Origin of the sequence: Saccharothrix longispora (assembly GCF_031455225.1) — a bacterium.
GTDB lineage: Bacteria > Actinomycetota > Actinomycetes > Mycobacteriales > Pseudonocardiaceae > Actinosynnema > Actinosynnema longispora.
Genome location: NZ_JAVDSG010000001.1, coordinates 1,894,326 through 1,911,055, shown reverse-complemented (window position 1 = coordinate 1,911,055; position 16,730 = coordinate 1,894,326). Strand labels below are relative to the sequence as shown.

Sequence of the window (16,730 nt, the reverse complement as noted above, 5' to 3'; positions counted from 1 at the left end):
GGGTGGAGCCCTCAGAGGACCAGGAACAGGTAGAGGCCCACCAGCAGGCCACACGCCACGGTGTGCCCGACCTTGTTCTGCACCAGCAGCGCGGCGAACTCGCGCAGGAAGGCGCTCGGCAGGAAGTACGCGGCGGTGGGCGCGCCGATGATCTGCATCCGCAACCTGAGCCGGCGGGCCGTGACGGCCGCGCGGAACACGTGGAAGTTGTTGGTGACGCCCACCGCGCGCCCCTGCCAGCCGTGCTCGGCCAGCACCCGCGCGCTGTAGGCGAGGTTCTGCTCGGTGGTGGTGGAGCGGTCCTCCACCAGGACGCGGTCGTCGGGCACGCCGCGGCGCACCAGGTAGTCGCGCATCGCCGCCGCCTCGGACACGTCCTCGTCCGGCCCCTGTCCACCGGAGACGACCACGAGCGGCGGCCGGCCCGCCCCGACCCCGCGCTCGTACACCCGGATCGCGCGGTCGAGCCTGCTCGCCAGCAGCGGCGGCACCCGGTCGCCGTTCAGGCCCGCGCCGAGCACCACGACCGCGTCGAAACCGCTGCGGCGGCCCAGGCTGCCGTAGACGACCGAGTACAGCAGGAGGCTCACGAACAGGAACGCCACGTAGGCCGCCACCACCAGCAGCGACCCGATGACCGCGTCCACCACCGGGCCGGTGCGCGTGGTGAGGAAGCCGAACGCGGCCACCACGCCGAAGATCGCCAGCCCGGCCAGCAGCGACAGCAGGTTGGCCAGGCCGAACCCCTCGCGGCGCAGCACCAGCACGCCGTTGGCGATCAGCGCGACCGGCAGCACGAACCCCAGTCCCAGCAGCAGCGCCACGAACGCGTACCCGACCGCGACCCCCGGCCACCCCTCGGTCTCGACGGCCCGGAACAGCAGCCACAGCAGCAGGAGCAGGAGCGTCACGCCGAGCCACACCGCGTTGCGCACCCGCCGCCGGTCGCGCACGACGCCGACGACGAAGAACAGCGCCGGCACGATCGCGGCGATCCCGAAGATCATGCGCGTCAATCTAGGCGGCGCACCCCCCGGTCGCCACAGCGCCTCCGCCTGCGACCGGGCGCCGGATCTCGCACCGGCGCCGCTGGGCGCGGACCTCGGCGCGACGCCGCCGCGGGTGCGGATGAGCCGGGTGCCGGGCGAGCCGTTGCGCGGCGAGGTGACCGGCGACCGGCTGGACGCCCTGGAGACCGCCCTGCGCACGCTGTGGGACGTGCCCGCCGACGCCCTGCCACCGCGCCGGTTCGCCGTGCCCGAGGTGTGGGAGGTCGTCGGCGCGCGGTTCGCCTCGGCGGTGCGGCCGCCGGGGTTGGCGGGTGAGGCGTTCGACGCCGCGCGCGGGCTGTTCGCCGAACCCGCGCCCGAAGCGCCGTCGACCGGGGTGGGGCACGGCGACCCGAACTTGGCCATCCACCTGTGGGACGGCGCGCGGGTCCGCCTGGTCGACTTCGAGGACGCGGGCGCCTCGGACCCCGCCCACGAGTTGGGCACGCTCGTCGAGCACCTGTCGACGCGCGCCACCGACCGGGCCGGCTTCCTCGCCCGCTTCGACGTCGACCCGGGGCGGTTGCTCGCCCGCTTCGACGTCGACCCGGGGCGGTTGCTCGCGCTGCTCCGCCTCCGCGCCACGGGGTGACGCGACCGCGGCGACCGGCCGCCGCGTCGCCGGGGCGGTGCCCCGTCCCGGCGTCCCGTCAGACGTGCGGGACGTCGACCTGGACGGTCCGACCGTTGAGCGGCTGGGGCGCGCGGGCGTTGCCGTCGTGGAACAGGTGCCGGAAGCGGGAAACGGTGGCCTGGGTGACCGTCTTCTCGTGCGTCAGGAACCACCGCACCCCCTCGGTGAAGGGGGCGGTGGTCAGCGAGCCGGTGTAGCGGGCCGTGGCGCGGTCCGCCGGCAGCAGGGTGTCCAGGTCCACGTCGGCGATGTGCACCTCCTCGCCGCACTCGGGCGCGAGGCGTGCCAGCACCCGGTCCACCGTGGAGGGGACGCCGACGCGCAGCGGAACGCCGACCACCAGCAGCCCGCCCGCCGCGCTGCGGTGCACCAGGTGCATCTCCAGCGGGTCGGCGTGCCCGGCGAACCGGTGCTCGGACGGCGTGTGGAAGTGGAACTGGACGAGGTCGTAGCGGATCCCGGACAGCGTCACGTGCGCCGCGCCCGGCTCGACCTCCGCCTCCTCGGTCTCCTCGTGGTCGCGCGCGGCGCAGCCCCGGGCGGCGGCCTCGTCCTTGCGGACGTAGTGCAGGTCCAGGTCGGAGTGGCCGTAGGAGACCTCCAGGGCCGGCAGGTCCGGGGTGAACCGGATCGCGGCGGGCGAGAGGTCGATCGGGCTCTGCAGCGGCACCCCGGACCGGGCCGGGGCCACGCCGGCGGTCAGGAGCGCGCCGAGGACGACGGGAACGGCGATGGCGACGATGCCTCTTCCGGCCACGGTGGGTGCAGCCCTTCGGGACGCGCGGCCCGGGCGGGATCGACCCACCCGGCGGGACCGCACGATCCTCCACCCGGCCCGGCGGGAAGCAGAAGATCGATAAAACGCCCCAAAGGCCTGATGGGGACGAAGCGACTGTGCTTTGTGTCACGGACCCGACTCCGGACCGGGGAGTACCGGGACCGGGCACCGCGGACATCGGTCATCCGGTCACCGTCGAATTCCACCCGACGTGGCGTCCGGGCGCGAACCACATGGGTGATGCCCTTCACCCGGTCGCGGGTTTGAGACACCCGACCAGGGGATACCTGGGGGCAACACCTTGCAGTCGACGAGGTGTCGGAGGTGTGCGTGTGATGAAGATGGCGGGGCCGCTCGACCAAGGCCTCGACCTCGTGCTCGACGCGGTGCCGACCCCGCCCGAGGTGGACGTCTGGGTCCGCCAGGTGGCCGGTTGCGTGGGCATCCGCCCCGGTGACGACTTCGTGCGGATCGCCGCGGAGCTGATCGACAACGCCCACCGGCACGCGGACGGCCCGTACCGGGTGCGGTTGTGGCGGGTGGACGACTGCGACGCGCTGCGCGTGCAGGTCGTGGACCGGAGCCCGAGCACCCTGCCCGTCCTGGGCAGACCCGACGTCCCGGCGCAGGGCAGCGGGCTGGTGATGGTGAACCGGTTGTCCTCGCACTGGGGCTTCGAGTGCGACCACGACGGCAAGACCGTGTGGGCCGAAGTCCGCTCCTGACCCTCCCGCTCCTGACCCTCCTGGGGAGCGGTCAGGCCGAGTAGGTGCGCGTCTCGGTGGCTTTCACCGCCGCCCACAGGTGGTCGCCCGGGCGCAGGCGCAGTTCGGCGACCGTGGCCGTGGTGATGTCGGCCAGCACGGGCGGGGAGCCGTCCAGGCGGACCCTGGTGGTGTGGGCGTGCTGCTCCACGCCGGCCACGGTCACCCGCCAGGTGTTGCGGGGACTGCCGGTGGGGCGCTCGGGGTGCAGGCTCACGGCGGCCGGCGCGAACGCGACCAGGACCGGCCCCGACGCGGGTTCGGCGGTGGTGAGGCGCCCACCGGCGGCCAGGTCGACCACCGTGCCGTCCGCGGTGCCGCGGTAGAGGTTCAGGCCCACCAGGTCGGCCACGTACGGGGTGCGCGGGTGGCGTGCCACGTCGGTCGGCGTGCCCTCCTGCACGACCCGCCCGCGTTCGAGGATCACCAGGCGGTCGGCCAGGACCATCGCGTCGAGCGGGTCGTGCGTGACGAGCACCGCGCCACCGGGGAACCGGTCGAGGTGGCGGCCCAGTTCGGTGCGGACGTGCAGGCGGGTGGCGGCGTCCAGCGCGGCCAGCGGTTCGTCGAGCAGGAGCAGCCCGGGGTCGGTCGCCAGGGCGCGGGCCAGGGCGACGCGCTGCGCCTGGCCGCCGGACAGGGCGCGGGGCTTGGCGGCGGCGTGCTCGGCCAGGCCCACGCGGTCCAGCCACCCCAGCGCCGTGGCACGGGCGTCGGCCTTGCGGGCGCCGCGGGCACGTGGGCCGAACGCGACGTTCTCCAGCGCCGACAGGTGCGCGAACAGCAGGTAGTCCTGGAACACCACGCCGATCGGCCGCCGCTCCGGCGGCACGAACACCCCCGGCGGCTCGTCCCACGACCGCCCGTCCAGGCGCAGGTGGCCGCCGGTCAGCGGCAGCAACCCGGCAAGGGCGCGCAGCGCGGTCGTCTTGCCCGCGCCGTTCGGGCCGAGCAGTGCCACGACCTCGCCGCGGCCGACGGTCAGCGGGAGGTCGAGCTCGAACGTCCCGCGGGTGAGGCGGAGGTGGGCGTCCAGGGTCACGCGACACCCCGCAGCCAGCGGTCGCGCAGCCCGGCGAGCACCGCGACCGAGACGAGCAGCAGCACGACGCTGAGCACGATCGCCGCGTCCGGGTCGGTCTCCAGCGCCAGGTACACGGCGAGCGGCATGGTCGTGGTCTCACCGGGGAAGTTGCCCGCGAACGTGATGGTCGCGCCGAACTCGCCGAGCGCCCGCGCCCAGCACAGCACCGTGCCCGCGACCAGGCCGGGCAGGATCGACGGCAGGGTGACCCGCCGGAACACCACCAGTCGCGACGCGCCGAGGGTCGCGGCGGCCTCCTCGTAGCGGGGATCGGCGGCGCGCAGCGCGCCCTCCACCGAGATGACCAGGAACGGCATCGCGACGAACGCCTCCGCCACCACCACGCCGGCCGTGGTGAACGGCAGCGAGACGCCGAACCAGGCGTCGAGGTGTTCGCCGACCAGCCCTCGCCGCCCCAGCACGAACAGCAGCGCCACCCCGCCGACCACGGGCGGCAGCACGAGCGGCACCGTCACCAACGCCCGCAGGAACCCCCGGCCGGGCAGGTCGGCGCGCGCCAGCACCCACGCCAGCGGCACGCCGAGCAGCAGGCACACGACCGTCGCCAGCGACGCGCACACCAGCGACAGCCGCAGCGCCTCGCCGACCTCCGCGCTCACCAGCCGCCGCGGCAGCTCGGCCCACGGCGTGCGGACGAGCAGCCCGACGAGCGGGACCAGCAGGAACGCCAGGCCCAACGCGGCGGGCAGCACGAGCACGACGGGCGGCCTCGCCCGTCCCCGCACCCGGCTCACGGCGCGAGGAACCCTGCGTCGGTGAGCGCGGCCCGGCCCGCGTCCGACAGCACGAAGTCGACGAACGCCCGCGCGCCGGCCGCGTCGGGCGCGTCGGCCAGCGGTGCGATCGGGTAGTCGTTGACGGCCCGCCCGGCCTCGGGGAAGTCGATGCCCTCGACGGCGTCGCCCGCCGACCGCACGTCGGTGAGGTAGACGAGGGCGGCGTCGACCTCGCCCAGCCGCACCTTGGCGAGCACGGCCTTCACGTCCTGCTCCAGCGTGTCCGGCCGGGGCGTCACGCCCGCCGCCTCGAACACCGCCTTCGCCGCCGCGCCGCACGGCACCTGCTCGGCGCACAGCGCGATGGCCGCGTCGGCGTCGGCGAAGTCGGCCAGCCCGGTGATCCCGGCCGGGTTGCCCCGGGGCACCGCGATCCGGAGCGCGTTGCGCGCGAACGTCACGGGCGTCGCGGTGACGTCGCCCGACTCCACCACCTGGCGCATGTTCGCCGGCGCGGCCGGGGCGAACACGTCGACCGGCGCGCCCTGCGCGATCTGCTGCGCCAGCGACGAGCTGCCGCCGAAGTTGAAGACGACCTCGACGCCGGGGTTGGCGGCCTCGAACTCCTCCCCCAACTTCGTGAACACCCCGCTCAGCGACGCGGCGGCGAACACGGTGACCCGGCCCCCTCCCCGGTCGGGGGGCTCGGCGTTCCCGCAGGCCACCAGGACGGACGCGGCCACCAGGACGGACGCGGCGAGGAGTCGCACCGGGTCAGCCCTCCGGGATCTCGACGACGACGTGGGTGCTCTTGATCGAGGCGACCGCGACGGTGCCGATCTCCAGGCCCAGCTCGTCGGCCGACTCGCGGCTCATCAGCGACACCACCCGGAACGGCCCGGCCTGCATCTCGACCTGCGCCATCACGCCGTCCTTGACGACCCTGGTGACGATGCCGCGCATCCGGTTGCGGGCGGACGCGGCCACCGTGACGCCCGGCTCGGCGGCCTCGGCGACGCGCTGCGCGAACGCGGCCAGCTCACGCCCGTCGACGCCCATCCGGCCGCTGTCGAGCTGCACGGCGCCCAACCGGCCCTGGTCGACCCACCGGCGCACCGTGTCGTCGCTGACGCCCAGCAGCGCGGCGGCCTCGCTGATCCGCAGATTCGGCACGCTGAGCACTGTAACTCCGCAGTTGCGGCGATGTCGATGCACGGCCGAGGGTCGAGGCGGTTGCCGCTCCGCGCTCCGGGGTAACCGGGTGGCGACTCCGGAGGAGGACGTGCGCATGGCGGTGGACGGTCGGCAGGCGGTCGTGGTCGGGGTGGACGGCTCCGAGCAGTCGCGAACAGCGGCGTTGTGGGCGGCGCGGGAGGCGACGGACAGGGGGCTGCGGCTGGTCGTCGTGTCCGCGGTGCACGGGCCGTTCCCCGAGCTGGTGTTCACCGCCGGGGCCGCGCCGCTGCCCGAGGTGGTCAACGAGGACTCGGTGCGCGCGTTCGCCGAGAGCCACCTGAAGGAGATCGCCGACGAGTGCCGGGAGGTCGTGCCCGACGTCGAGGCGCACCTGCTGCCAGGACGCCCCGCCGAGGTGCTGCGGGAGGTCGGCGCGGACGCCGAGCTGGTCGTGGTCGGCTGGTCGGGGCGGACGGGCCTGGCCAAGGCACTGCTCGGCTCGACGGCCGCCGACCTCGCGCACCAGGGCGACCGCCCGACGGTCGTGGTCCGGGACTCCGGCGCGCTCGGGCAGGCGGTCGTGGTCGGGGTGGACGGGTCGCCGTCGAGCGGCCGGGCCGCGGACTTCGCGTTCGACTTTGCCGACCGCCACGGCCTCCGCGTCGTGGCGGTGCACGCGTGGGCGGACGCGGTGATGCCGGTGGCGGTGCCCGAACTGGGCTGGAACCACGACTGGGACGCGGTGCGGGTCGCGGCGGGCGAGGTCGTCGAGCGCGAACTGGCCGTGCGGCGGCAGCGGTACCCGCGGGTGGGGGCCGAACTGGCGGTGGCGTTCGACAGCCCCGCGCACGCCCTGCTGGAGCAGGCGCGCGGCGCGGCACTGCTCGTCGTCGGCAGTCGCGGTCGCAGCGCGGTGCGGCGGGCCCTGCTGGGTTCGGTGAGCCACGCGGTCGTCTACCACGCGCCCTGCACGGTCGCCGTCGTGCACGGGGAGTGAGCCGTGACCGACGGGGAAGCCCACCGCACGGGCGAGGAACTGCCGCCGCCCGCACCGCCGCGCAGCGCGCTCACCCTGCGGCTGTGGGTGGCCGGGTTCGGCATCGTGTTCAACGGCGTGGCGGCCTGGTTGTGCTTCCGCGCGGACCTGGGCTGGCTGGGCTGGTTGCTCGTCGTGCTGGTCGTCGTGCTGGTGGTCGACTTCGCCTGGGTCGTGCACCGCAAGCGGCGCGGCGACCCGGGCTAGGTCGCGCTCCGGACGTGGCACAGCCCGACGCGGACTCGTGCCGCACTCGACGGCGTGGCGCTGCTCGCACCGACCACCCACCAGCGCCGCACGACCTACCCGACCGGTAGACGACAACGACCGGACGCGCTTCGATCCAAGCTCTTTACCCACTCGAAGGACCCGGTATTAGCCCATTCGAGCAGACCCTCCGATCCGATTCGGAGGGTTGACATTCTTGTAAATTTGCGTTTACCCTGACCGGGACATACCGAAACCGGACCGGGAGTTTGATTTGAATTTCAAACGCACAACCGTCATGCCGATCGGTTTAGCCTTTTTGTTCGCATTCGGCCTGCCGTCCGCGCCGGCGAGCGCTGCCGGGCCTGCCCATGCGGCCGCCGATCGCATTCCCGTGTCGGTCGACGTCTCCGCCCGACCGGGGGCGGCCGGTTCGGCAGTCGGCGTACTCGACACCACCTGTGCGGACTATCGACTGTGCGTCTGGGAGCACCGCGACTACGGGGGTGCGAAGATCGCCCTCTCGCCGGGCGACCAGGGGTGGTGGGAGGCGAACTTCCCCATTCGTTCCGCGAAGAACCGGTTCGGAAATCGCGCCGTCGGTTTCTACAACGCCAACACCGGTGAGCGTGTTCGCTGTCTGAACCCCACGACCAACCTGCCCGGCCCATTCCCCGACGGGACGCGACTCGTGTTCGTCGGCGGCGACGGCTCCCGGTGCTGACAACAGCACCCACCTGCCGCACCTGATCTTTCCAACTCGCCGGTCGACCGGTGCTGCGACACGAATTCGCCGGGTCGGATCACCTTCCGGCGATGACTTTCCGAGCGGGTCTGCACCTGTGGCGAGACCGGCACGGCTTCGGCTCGCGCGTCCGCGACACCTCGACCACCCGGCCGACGCGCACCGGGGTCGGACCGTCGCGGCCGCCACGACGGCGGACGCGGCGGCTGGTCCGCCTCGGCGACACCACCCACCCGGGCCGAGGTTCAGCCCCGCCCCACCGTGCTGCGCCTGGGGACCAGCCGGTGGGCGGCGCGCACCTCCACCCCCGGCAGCGGCTCGGCGCTGCCGATGCGGTCCAGGACGCGGTCCACCGCGGTCGCGGCGATGGCCGCCTTGTCGGGCGAGATCGTGCTGATCGGCGGGTTGGAGTAGCGACCCTCCTCGATGTCGTCGTACCCGATGAGGGCCAGGTCCTCGGGCACGCGCAGGCCGTGTTCCAGCGCCACGTGCAGGGCGCCGAGCGCCACCAGGTCGCTGTAGCAGAACACGGCGTCCGGCGGGTCGGGGCGGTCGAGCAGTCGCCGCATGGCGCCCGAACCGTCCGCGCGGTTGAACCTCGGTGTCGGGATGACCAGCGACTCGTCCACCGGCAGCCCGGCGTCGGCGTGCGCCTGCCGGTAGCCGCGGGTGCGCAGCTGCGCGGCCTCGCCCGTCGGGTACGGCTGGTCCCCGATGGCGGCGATGCGCCGCCTACCCAGGCCGATCAGGTGGGCGGTCGCCTCGCGGGAGGCGGCCACGTCGTCGATGCCGACGTGGTCGAACACGCCGTTCGACACGCGTTCGCCGAGCACCACCAGCGGCAGCGACGGGTCCACCGCGGTCAGGTCGTCCTGGGACAGGCCGAGCGGGCTGAAGATCATCCCGTCGAACAGCAGGGCGCGCCCGGCGCGGCGCACCAGGTCCCGCTCGTGCTCCGGGTCGCCGTCGGTCTGGTCGATCAGCACGTTGTAGCCGCGGTCTCTGGCGCGCGGGATGATCGCCTGGAGCAGTTCGGCGAAGTACGGCGTGTCCAGGTAGGGCACGACGACCGCGAGCTGCCCGGACCGGCCGTAGACGAGGTTGCGGGCGAGCACGTTGGGCCGGTAGCCCAGTTCGGCGATGGCGCGCTCGACCTTGGCGCGGGTGTGGTCGGTGACGCGGGCGTAGCCGTTGACCACGTTCGACACCGTCCGCGGGGACACCCCCGCGAGCAAGGCAACGTCACGCAGCGTGGCGTCGCGCATGGTCCTCCTCCGCCCGGCCCGGACGGGCCCCGGTCGTTGCCGGAAGTGTGCACGCCGGCCGCCGCCCACGACAAGCAGGACGCGCGGTTGGTGCGAATGGCGTACGGATCGGGTCTTGCAGCGCGGCAAAACGGGGTGGATAGTGCTTTGCAGCGCAGCAAAATCCGGTGCCACGGCGGCATCCAGGGTCGGTGGACCACCGAGCCCGGCGGTCGTGGTGCAACACCCGACCGGTTCCGCCACCCTCGCGCGGAACCACCGCAGCACCTCCCCTCTTCCCGTCGCGGTCACGTGCCGTGACGAACAGCCGTGTGCCCGTTCGCGGCGGAAAGGCGCTGTCCATGCTCAAGCGGTTGGGAAGGCTCGTGCGCGTGCTCGCCGCGGGCGGTCTGCTCGCGGTCGCCGGCTGCGGAGGCGCGTCGAGCGACGACGGCCCGGTGCGCGTGTCCGTGTGGGCCTGGTACCCCGAGTTCAAGAGCGTGGTCGAGGCGTTCAACGCCTCCCACACCGACGTCCAGGTCGAGTGGACCAACGTCGGCACCGGACCCGACCAGTACGCCAAGCTGAAGACCGCGTTCACCGCGGGCAAGGGCGCGCCGGACGTGGCGATGGTGGAGTTCCAGCAGATCCCCACGTTCGTCATCCTCGACGCCCTGGTCGACATGGGGCAGTACGGCGCGAACGACGACGAGCCCCTGTACGCCGAGTGGGCGTGGAGCCAGGCCACGGACGGGGACCGGGTGTACGCGATCCCGGTGGACGGCGGCCCGATGGCGCTGATGTACCGCAAGGACCTGTTCGACCGGCACGGCATCCCGGTGCCGACCACCTGGGACGAGTACCGCGTCGCCGCCGAGCGCGTCAAGGCCGTCGACCCGGGCGCGTTCGTCGCGAGCTTCGGCAGCGACGGCGGCTGGATCAACGGCCTGATGTGGCAGGCCGGGTGCCGCCCCTACGGCTACTCGCAGGCCGAGGCGCGCGACCGGGTCCGGATCGCGCTGACCGCGCCGGAGTGCCGCAAGGTGTTCGACTTCTACGGCGACCTGGTCAGCCGGGGGCTCATGGCCACCGACCCGTTCTTCACCGCCGACGCCACCGCCGCGCTCGACTCCGGCAAGTACTGGACGTGGGCCGCGGCGGGCTGGACGCCCGGCTACGTCGCCGGGTCGCTGAAGAACACGGCGGGCAAGTGGGCGGTCGCGCCGATGCCGCAGTGGACGGCGGGCGCGGACGAGCAGGGCGACTGGGGCGGCTCGACGTTCACCGTCACCAAGCAGGCGAAGAACCCGGAGGCGGCCACGAAGGTGGCGCGCGAACTGTTCGGGAGGTCGGAGGAGGCGTGGGACGTCGGGTTGCACAAGGCGTTCCTCTACCCGCTGGTCAAGGAGGTCGCGGCCGACCCGGCGTTCACCGGCAAGCCCTACGAGTTCTTCGCGGGCCAGAAGGTGAACGAGATCTTCGTGCCGGTGTCGGAGAAGCTCGACGAGTTCCAGTACACGCCGTTCCAGGACTTCGTGTTCGGCGAGCTGAACGACCGGGCGGCCGAGGCGGTGGCGGGCAGCAGGCCGTGGGGCACGGTGCTGGAGGCGACGCAGGAGAACGTCGTCGCCTACGCCGAGCAGCAGGGCTTCAAGGTCGACCGGTGACCGGGGCGCGGGTGGGGGGCCGTCGGCGCGTCACCGCGCACCCCGTCGCCGGGGCGTTGTTCGTGCTGCCGTTCTTCCTCGTGGTCGTCGCGTTCCTGGTGGTGCCGCTGGGGTACGCTTTCTGGCTGAGCCTGTCCAGCCGCAGCCTCGCCCTGGGCACGCGGTTCACCGGCCTGGAGAACTACGCCCGCGCGTTCACCGACCCCGTGCTGCTCGACGGGCTGGTGCGGGTGGCCTTGTTCGGGGCGGTGCAGATCCCCGTCATGCTGGGCGTGGCGCTGGCCGGCGCGCTCGCGCTGGACGCCGTGAAGACCCGGTTCGCCGCGGTGTTCCGGCTGGTGGCGTTCATGCCGTACGCCGTGCCCGCGGTGATCGGCGCGCTCATGTGGGGCTTCCTCTACAGCCGCACGTTCGGGCCGTTCGCGGACGCGCCCACGTGGTTCGGCGGCGAACCGGTCGACTTCTTCGGCACGTCGTGGCTGCTGCTGTCGCTGGGCAACATCGTCACCTGGGCCTGGACCGGCTACAACATGATCATCCTGTACTCGGCCCTCCAGGGCGTGCCGCGCGAGACGTACGAGGCGGCGGTCATCGACGGCGCGTCGCAGGTGCAGCTCGCGCTGCGGGTGAAGGTGCCGGCGATCCGGTCGGCGATCGGCCTGGCCTCGATCTTCGCCGTCATCGGCACCATGCAGTTCTTCACCGAGCCGCACGTGATGGCCCGGTTCGCGCCGCAGATCTCCAGCGGCTACACGCCGAACCTCTACGCCTACAACCAGGCGTTCGCCTACTCCGACTTCCACTACTCGGCGGCCATCTCGTTCGCGCTCGGGTTCCTGGTGTTCGTGGTCGCCTACGCCGTGGTGTTCGTCCGACGCCGGGGAGTCCGACCGTGACCGCGCGCACGAGGCTGCCGCACCTGCTGATGTTCGCGGGGATCGTGTACTTCGTGGTCCCGCTGCTGTGGGTGGTGGTCGCGGCCACCAAGAGCCAGCCGGGGCTGCTGTCGAGCCCGGCGCTGTGGTTCGCCGACGAGTTCAGCCTGGTGGACAACGTGCGGCAGCTGTTCCGCGAGGACGACGGCGCGTACGGCCGCTGGATCGCCAACACCGCGCTGTACTCCGGGGTGAGCGCGCTGGGCGCGACGTCGCTCGCCGCGCTCGCCGGCTACGGCCTGGCCCGGTTCTCGTTCCCGGGCAAGCGCCTGTTCGAGACCGCGCTGCTGGGCATGATCATGGTGCCGGCGACCGCGCTCGTGCTGCCCACGTACCTGATCCTGTCCGAGCTGGAGGTCGTGGACACCGCGTGGGCGGTCATCCTGCCCTCGCTGCTGAGCCCGTTCGGCACCTACCTGATCAGGGTGTACGTCGCGGAGAGCGTGCCGGTGGAGCTGCTCGAAGCGGCGCGCATCGACCGCGCGGGCGAGCTGCGGATCTTCTGGCGGATCGTGCTGCCGATGATGCGGCCCGCCCTCGTCACCGTCTTCCTGTTCACCCTGGTGGCGACGTGGAACAACTACTTCCTGCCGCTGGTCATGCTCAGCGACGCCGACCTGTACCCGCTCACCGTGGGGTTGACCACCTGGTTCAACACCGCGCAGCAGGAGGCCGGCACGCGCGTGCTGTTCAACCTGGTCGTCACCGGCTCGCTGCTGGCGATCGTCCCACTGGTCGTCGCCTTCGTCCTGCTCCAGCGCTTCTGGCGCAGCGGCGCCGGCGCGGGAGCACTCAAGTAGGAGGACCATGCTCACCGCTTCCCTCGCCCTGAGCCCCGACCACGTGGTCGGGCCCGTGCGCCGCCGGCTGTTCGGGTCGTTCGTCGAGCACCTCGGCCGGTGCGTCCGCACGGGCATCCACGAACCCGGCCACCCGACCGCCGACGAGGACGGCTTCCGCGGCGACGTCCTGGAGCTGACCCGCGAGCTGGGCGTGTCCGTGGTCCGCTACCCGGGCGGCAACTTCGTCTCCGGCTACCGCTGGGAGGACGGTGTCGGCCCGGTCGCCTCCCGACCGACGCGACGCGACCTGGCGTGGCGCTCCATCGAGGACAACGCGGTGGGCCTGGACGAGTTCGCGCGCTGGGCGCGCAAGGCCGACGTCGAGGTGATGTACGCGGTGAACCTCGGCACGCGCGGCGTGGCCGAGGCGCTCGACGTGCACGAGTACGCCAACCACGAGGGCGGCACGCACCTGTCGGAACTGCGGCGCGCCAACGGCTCGCCCGAGCCGCACGGGGTGCGGCTGTGGTGCCTGGGCAACGAGATGGACGGCCCGTGGCAGACCGGGCACAAGACCGCGCACGAGTACGGCCGCCTGGCCGCGGAGACGGCGCGGGCGCTGCGCCAGGCCGAACCCGACCTGGAGCTGGTGGCCTGCGGCAGCTCCAACTCGGCGATGCCGACGTTCGGCGCGTGGGAGGACACCGTCCTGGCGCTGACCTACGACCAGGTGGACCACATCTCCCTGCACGCCTACTACGAGCCGCTGGACGGAGACGTGGCGAGCTTCCTCGCGTCGGCCGTGGACATGGACTACTTCATCGAGCGGGTGGCGGCGACGGCGGACGCGGTGGGCGCGCGGCTCAAGAGCGACAAGCGGATCACCCTGTCGTTCGACGAGTGGAACGTCTGGTACCTGAGCCGGTTCCAGGCGGACCCGCCCACCGAGTGGCGGGTCGCGCCGCCGCTGCTGGAGGACGTCTACGACGTGACCGACGCGGTGGTCGTCGGCAGCCTGCTGATCTCGCTGCTGCGCCACAGCGACCGGGTGGCCGTGGCGTGCCAGGCGCAGCTGGTGAACGTGATCGCGCCGATCCGCGCCGAACCCGGCGGACCGGCGTGGCGGCAGACGACGTTCCACCCGTTCGCGCTGACCTCGCGCCTGGCGGCCGGCGACGTGCTGCGGGTGGCCGTGGACTCCCCCACCGTGCCCACCGCGCGCTACGGCGACGTGCCCGCGGTGGACGCGGTCGCCACGCACTCCGCCGACGGCGGCACGGTGCTGTTCGTCGTGAACCGGCACCTGTCCGAACCGGTCGAGCTGACCGTGCCGCTGGCCGCGCTGGGCGAGGTGGAGGTGGTCGAGGCGTGGGGCCTGCACGACGAGGACACGACCGCGACCAACAGCGTGACCGAACCGGACCGCGTCATCCCGACCCCGTCGTCCGCCGCCGTGGTGGACGGCGTCCTGCGCGCGACCCTGCCCCCGGTGTCGTGGCACGTCATCCGGGTGGCCCGGCGGGGCTGAGACCGCCGTCGTGCGTTGCGCCCCTCGGTACGGTGGCCGGATGGACGGATGGCTGTGGGCCCTCCTCATCAGGTTCGGCCCGTTCCGGCGGGGCGTGGAGCGCGCGGTGTCCCTCGCCGTGGCCGAGAAGTCGCGCGTCGACCGGGAGATCTTCGAGGAAAGGTGGCGGCGGCTGCTCCGCGAGTGCGACGAGCGGCTCGACGGCCCGCGCCGGCGGGTGGACGAGTTGGAGGCCGTCGTCGCCGGCCTGCGCGCCGACAACGCCGACGCCCATCGCCGGGCGGCCGAGTCGCAGGCGGCGCTCGCGGAGCTGGAGCGCCGCTCGGCGGAGCAGGCGGCGGCCGAGGCCGCGCAGGACGACGCGACAACATCGGACCTGTTCCGCTGCACGGCGTGCGGCTCGTCGTGGTTGCTGAGCACGCACCCGGACCGGACCAGCCGGGTGCGCCACCTGTGCGGCCCGGACGGGTGCGCCTCGTGCGGCGAGGACACCCTGACCCGCTTGTGGCGCGCGAAGACGGCCCCGGTGGCCCCCGGCAACGAGCCGGCCCGTCCGTCCGCCCCACCGTCGGAGTGGCCATCGCGCCGGTTGCCGCCGGACAACGTCGTGGCGTTCGTGGCCCGCCTGGCGGGGGTGGACGCGGTCGCCGTCCACGCGGTCGCGGACCGGAACGCCGGCTCCGCGAGCGGCCGGTCGTGCCCCGCGTTCGCCGCGATGGCGGACGGACTCACCCGGGTGCGCGCCCCGGCCGCAGGTGACATCGCCTGGTGCGCCACCGACCTCACCGGACCACCGGAGCCCCTGGCCCGCGCGGTCTTCGCGGTGGCGGCGCAGGCCCCCCTACCGCTCGCACAGGCCCTGCGCGTGATCGGTGTCCTCGCCTGCGCCGGCGAAGAAGGGCTCCCGTCGTGCCGGTGCGCCCACGACCTGGCGAAACCCGAGCAGTCCCACGAGGTCCTGGTCGAGCGGCTGCTCCTGATGGTCCTCCAGGAGGTACTGGCCGCCACCGAGCCGGAGCCCCACGTAGCCACACGCCTCTCCGAGTCGGACGAGGCGGACGACGGGACGACATCGGACCTGTTCTGCTGCGTGGACTGCGTGTCGCTGTGGCTGTTGAGCGGGCGCCCCGACGGGGCGCTGGAGGTGCGCGGCATCGGTTCCGGCTGCGCGTCGTGCGGTGATGTCACGGCGGACCGGTTGCGCGAGGTGACGGAGACGTCGCCGTGCACCGGCGCTTCCGCCCCCTCGGTCCGCCGTGCCCCACCGGCCGCGCTGGACCTCCCGGACGACCGGGAGAGGCGGCTGGAGATCGGCGCCAAGCTGGGTGGCGACGTGTTCACCCTGGGGGTCGAGCAGGGTGTGCCCACGGCGATCGGCCGCGAGATCGGGACGAACGTGAGTTGTTGCCTCGGCGGCGCGCCCCGGTGCGGCACGCTGTGCGAGATCGCGAACGGGCTCGCCTTCGCGCCGGAATCGGTGCGGAAGGGCATCGCCTGGTGCGCCACCGGCATCGTCGGGCTGCCGGAGTCCGTGGCCCACCTCATCGGCGAGGTGGTGGGCCGTCTGATGCTCGACGCGGTGCCCCTGACCCTGCTCGCGCAAGGCGTGCGCCTCATCGGTGTCGTGTCCTGCGCGCTGGACAACCGTCTCGGGGAGTGTCAGGCCGCGCGCGAGATGCTCGGCAAGGACCTCGTCGGTCCCATGGTGACCTGGAAGCTGACGGAGGCCCTCGACGTGGCCACCGGTGTGCCCGAACCGGCTCGCGTGGGGTTGTTGGACTTCTTGCGGAACGCGCCGCTGCCGACCGACCTCTCCCCGCCGGCCGATCCTCCCACCCCGGAGATCGACAAACCCGACCCGCCCACCCCGGACATCGACGAGCCCGATCCCCCTCCCCCGGGGCGCTCCCCGTGGAACGGCCCGGGCGGTCTGTAGGTCAGAACCGCCAGTTCCCGCCCTCGTCGTCCCGGTCGTCGTCCACCAGGTGGGCCAAGGCGGCGCGGGCGGCGATGAGGGCGGCGCGCGTGGCGTCCGGGTCGCCGCCGGCGGCGTGCGTGAAGGCGTTGCCCAGGTAGCCCTGGACCAGGGTGAGCGGGTCGGCCGGGGATCTGACGACCAGCCCGGCCTGCACCGGCGCCACCGCCTCGGCGAAGGCGGCCAGCATCGATTCGAGGACCGGCCCCGCTTCCGCGTCGCGCAGGACGCGCGGGGACAGGGCGGCGATGGCGGAGTCCACGGCGGACGCCAGCACCGCGACCGGGTCCGGCGCAGGCCCCCGGTCGTGGGCGGTGCTCGACCCGGCACGCGTCTGCTGCGGCACCGCGACGGGCAGCGGCTCGCTGTTCACGTGACGAGGGTAAGGC

The 16,730-nt window shown here is 73.3% G+C and carries 18 protein-coding genes; 10 read left to right on the top strand and 8 right to left on the bottom strand.

The annotated features are described in order from the left end of the window. Positions 1-11: 11 nt before the first annotated feature. Positions 12-1,007, bottom strand: a complete 996-nt coding sequence (locus J2S66_RS08110) for a YdcF family protein (protein WP_310305777.1) — start codon at positions 1,005-1,007, stop codon at positions 12-14. Between J2S66_RS08110 and J2S66_RS08105 the strand changes: the two genes are divergently transcribed. Continuing rightward, positions 1,006-1,641, top strand: coding sequence for a phosphotransferase (locus J2S66_RS08105; RefSeq protein ID WP_310305775.1), 636 nt, complete (start codon positions 1,006-1,008; stop codon positions 1,639-1,641). The genes J2S66_RS08110 and J2S66_RS08105 overlap by 2 nt on opposite strands. Positions 1,642-1,699: 58 nt before the next feature. Here J2S66_RS08105 and J2S66_RS08100 read toward each other — a convergent pair whose 3' ends face one another. Beyond that, complete coding sequence (locus tag J2S66_RS08100) at positions 1,700-2,440, bottom strand: carbonic anhydrase family protein (protein ID WP_310305773.1); 741 nt, start codon at positions 2,438-2,440, stop codon at positions 1,700-1,702. Positions 2,441-2,796: 356 nt separating this feature from the next. On the opposite strand from J2S66_RS08100, the gene J2S66_RS08095 reads away from it, so the two are divergent. Then, entirely contained in the window at positions 2,797-3,186 is a 390-nt protein-coding gene (locus J2S66_RS08095; protein WP_310305771.1) for an ATP-binding protein, read from the top strand. A 31-nt stretch (positions 3,187-3,217) separates the two neighbouring features. Here J2S66_RS08095 and J2S66_RS08090 read toward each other — a convergent pair whose 3' ends face one another. From J2S66_RS08090 to J2S66_RS08075, 4 genes are read right to left on the bottom strand one after another with little or no spacing between them, the layout of a single operon-like run. After that, positions 3,218-4,267: an ABC transporter ATP-binding protein gene (locus tag J2S66_RS08090; RefSeq protein ID WP_310305769.1), complete on the bottom strand. Its 1,050-nt coding sequence runs from the start codon at positions 4,265-4,267 to the stop codon at positions 3,218-3,220. Then, complete coding sequence (gene modB, locus J2S66_RS08085; protein ID WP_310305767.1) at positions 4,264-5,064, bottom strand: molybdate ABC transporter permease subunit; 801 nt, start codon at positions 5,062-5,064, stop codon at positions 4,264-4,266. The genes J2S66_RS08090 and modB overlap by 4 nt, the downstream gene beginning before the upstream one ends. Continuing rightward, positions 5,061-5,816 (bottom strand): molybdate ABC transporter substrate-binding protein, encoded by a 756-nt coding sequence (gene modA, locus J2S66_RS08080; protein WP_310305765.1) that lies wholly within the window; start codon positions 5,814-5,816, stop codon positions 5,061-5,063. The genes modB and modA overlap by 4 nt, the downstream gene beginning before the upstream one ends. A 4-nt stretch (positions 5,817-5,820) precedes the next feature. Further along, entirely contained in the window at positions 5,821-6,219 is a 399-nt protein-coding gene (locus J2S66_RS08075) for a TOBE domain-containing protein (protein ID WP_310305763.1), read from the bottom strand. A gap of 88 nt (positions 6,220-6,307) precedes the next feature. Here J2S66_RS08075 and J2S66_RS08070 point away from each other — a divergent pair, with 88 nt between their 5' ends. The 3 genes from J2S66_RS08070 (at position 6,308) to J2S66_RS08060 (ending at position 8,189) form a co-directional block, all read left to right on the top strand. Next, complete coding sequence (locus J2S66_RS08070; RefSeq protein ID WP_310305760.1) at positions 6,308-7,219, top strand: universal stress protein; 912 nt, start codon at positions 6,308-6,310, stop codon at positions 7,217-7,219. A 3-nt stretch (positions 7,220-7,222) separates the two neighbouring features. After that, the gene (locus J2S66_RS08065; RefSeq protein WP_310305756.1) at positions 7,223-7,465 is read left to right on the top strand and encodes a DUF6343 family protein; all 243 of its coding nucleotides are present in this window, start codon (positions 7,223-7,225) and stop codon (positions 7,463-7,465) included. 274 nt (positions 7,466-7,739) lie between these two features. Continuing rightward, positions 7,740-8,189: a peptidase inhibitor family I36 protein gene (locus J2S66_RS08060; protein WP_310305753.1), complete on the top strand. Its 450-nt coding sequence runs from the start codon at positions 7,740-7,742 to the stop codon at positions 8,187-8,189. A 266-nt stretch (positions 8,190-8,455) separates the two neighbouring features. On the opposite strand, the gene J2S66_RS08055 is transcribed toward J2S66_RS08060, so the two are convergent. Beyond that, positions 8,456-9,475, bottom strand: a complete 1,020-nt coding sequence (locus tag J2S66_RS08055; RefSeq protein ID WP_310305751.1) for a LacI family DNA-binding transcriptional regulator — start codon at positions 9,473-9,475, stop codon at positions 8,456-8,458. Between the two features lie 296 nt (positions 9,476-9,771). On the opposite strand from J2S66_RS08055, the gene J2S66_RS08050 reads away from it, so the two are divergent. The 5 genes from J2S66_RS08050 to J2S66_RS08030 are packed head-to-tail and all read left to right on the top strand — an operon-like array spanning position 9,772 to position 16,302. Further along, complete coding sequence (locus J2S66_RS08050) at positions 9,772-11,121, top strand: ABC transporter substrate-binding protein (RefSeq protein ID WP_310305748.1); 1,350 nt, start codon at positions 9,772-9,774, stop codon at positions 11,119-11,121. After that, positions 11,118-12,017, top strand: a complete 900-nt coding sequence (locus tag J2S66_RS08045; protein ID WP_310305745.1) for a carbohydrate ABC transporter permease — start codon at positions 11,118-11,120, stop codon at positions 12,015-12,017. Before J2S66_RS08050 ends, J2S66_RS08045 begins: the two co-directional genes overlap by 4 nt. Continuing rightward, a complete protein-coding gene (locus tag J2S66_RS08040) occupies positions 12,014-12,856 on the top strand; it encodes a carbohydrate ABC transporter permease (protein ID WP_310305743.1) in 843 nt (280 codons plus the stop codon). Before J2S66_RS08045 ends, J2S66_RS08040 begins: the two co-directional genes overlap by 4 nt. Before the next feature lie 7 nt (positions 12,857-12,863). Further along, the gene (gene arfA, locus J2S66_RS08035) at positions 12,864-14,366 is read left to right on the top strand and encodes an arabinosylfuranosidase ArfA (RefSeq protein ID WP_310305739.1); all 1,503 of its coding nucleotides are present in this window, start codon (positions 12,864-12,866) and stop codon (positions 14,364-14,366) included. A gap of 40 nt (positions 14,367-14,406) precedes the next feature. Further along, on the top strand, positions 14,407-16,302 hold the full coding sequence (locus tag J2S66_RS08030) for a hypothetical protein (RefSeq protein ID WP_310305737.1): 1,896 nt from the start codon (positions 14,407-14,409) through the stop codon (positions 16,300-16,302). Position 16,303: 1 nt separating this feature from the next. Here J2S66_RS08030 and J2S66_RS08025 read toward each other — a convergent pair whose 3' ends face one another. Further along, complete coding sequence (locus tag J2S66_RS08025) at positions 16,304-16,714, bottom strand: hypothetical protein (RefSeq protein WP_310305735.1); 411 nt, start codon at positions 16,712-16,714, stop codon at positions 16,304-16,306. Between the last annotated feature and the right edge of the window lie 16 nt (positions 16,715-16,730).

Bases quoted from the DNA above. Each gene is read 5' to 3' on its own strand.
- J2S66_RS08105 (WP_310305775.1), top strand. From the start codon at position 1,006: ATGCGCGTCAATCTAGGCGGCGCACCCCCCGGTCGCCACAGCGCCTCC.
- J2S66_RS08110 (WP_310305777.1), bottom strand. From the start codon at position 1,007: ATGATCTTCGGGATCGCCGCGATCGTGCCGGCGCTGTTCTTCGTCGTC.
- J2S66_RS08095 (WP_310305771.1), top strand. From the start codon at position 2,797: ATGAAGATGGCGGGGCCGCTCGACCAAGGCCTCGACCTCGTGCTCGAC.
- J2S66_RS08055 (WP_310305751.1), bottom strand. From the start codon at position 9,475: ATGCGCGACGCCACGCTGCGTGACGTTGCCTTGCTCGCGGGGGTGTCC.
- arfA (WP_310305739.1), top strand. From the start codon at position 12,864: ATGCTCACCGCTTCCCTCGCCCTGAGCCCCGACCACGTGGTCGGGCCC.
- J2S66_RS08030 (WP_310305737.1), top strand. From the start codon at position 14,407: ATGGACGGATGGCTGTGGGCCCTCCTCATCAGGTTCGGCCCGTTCCGG.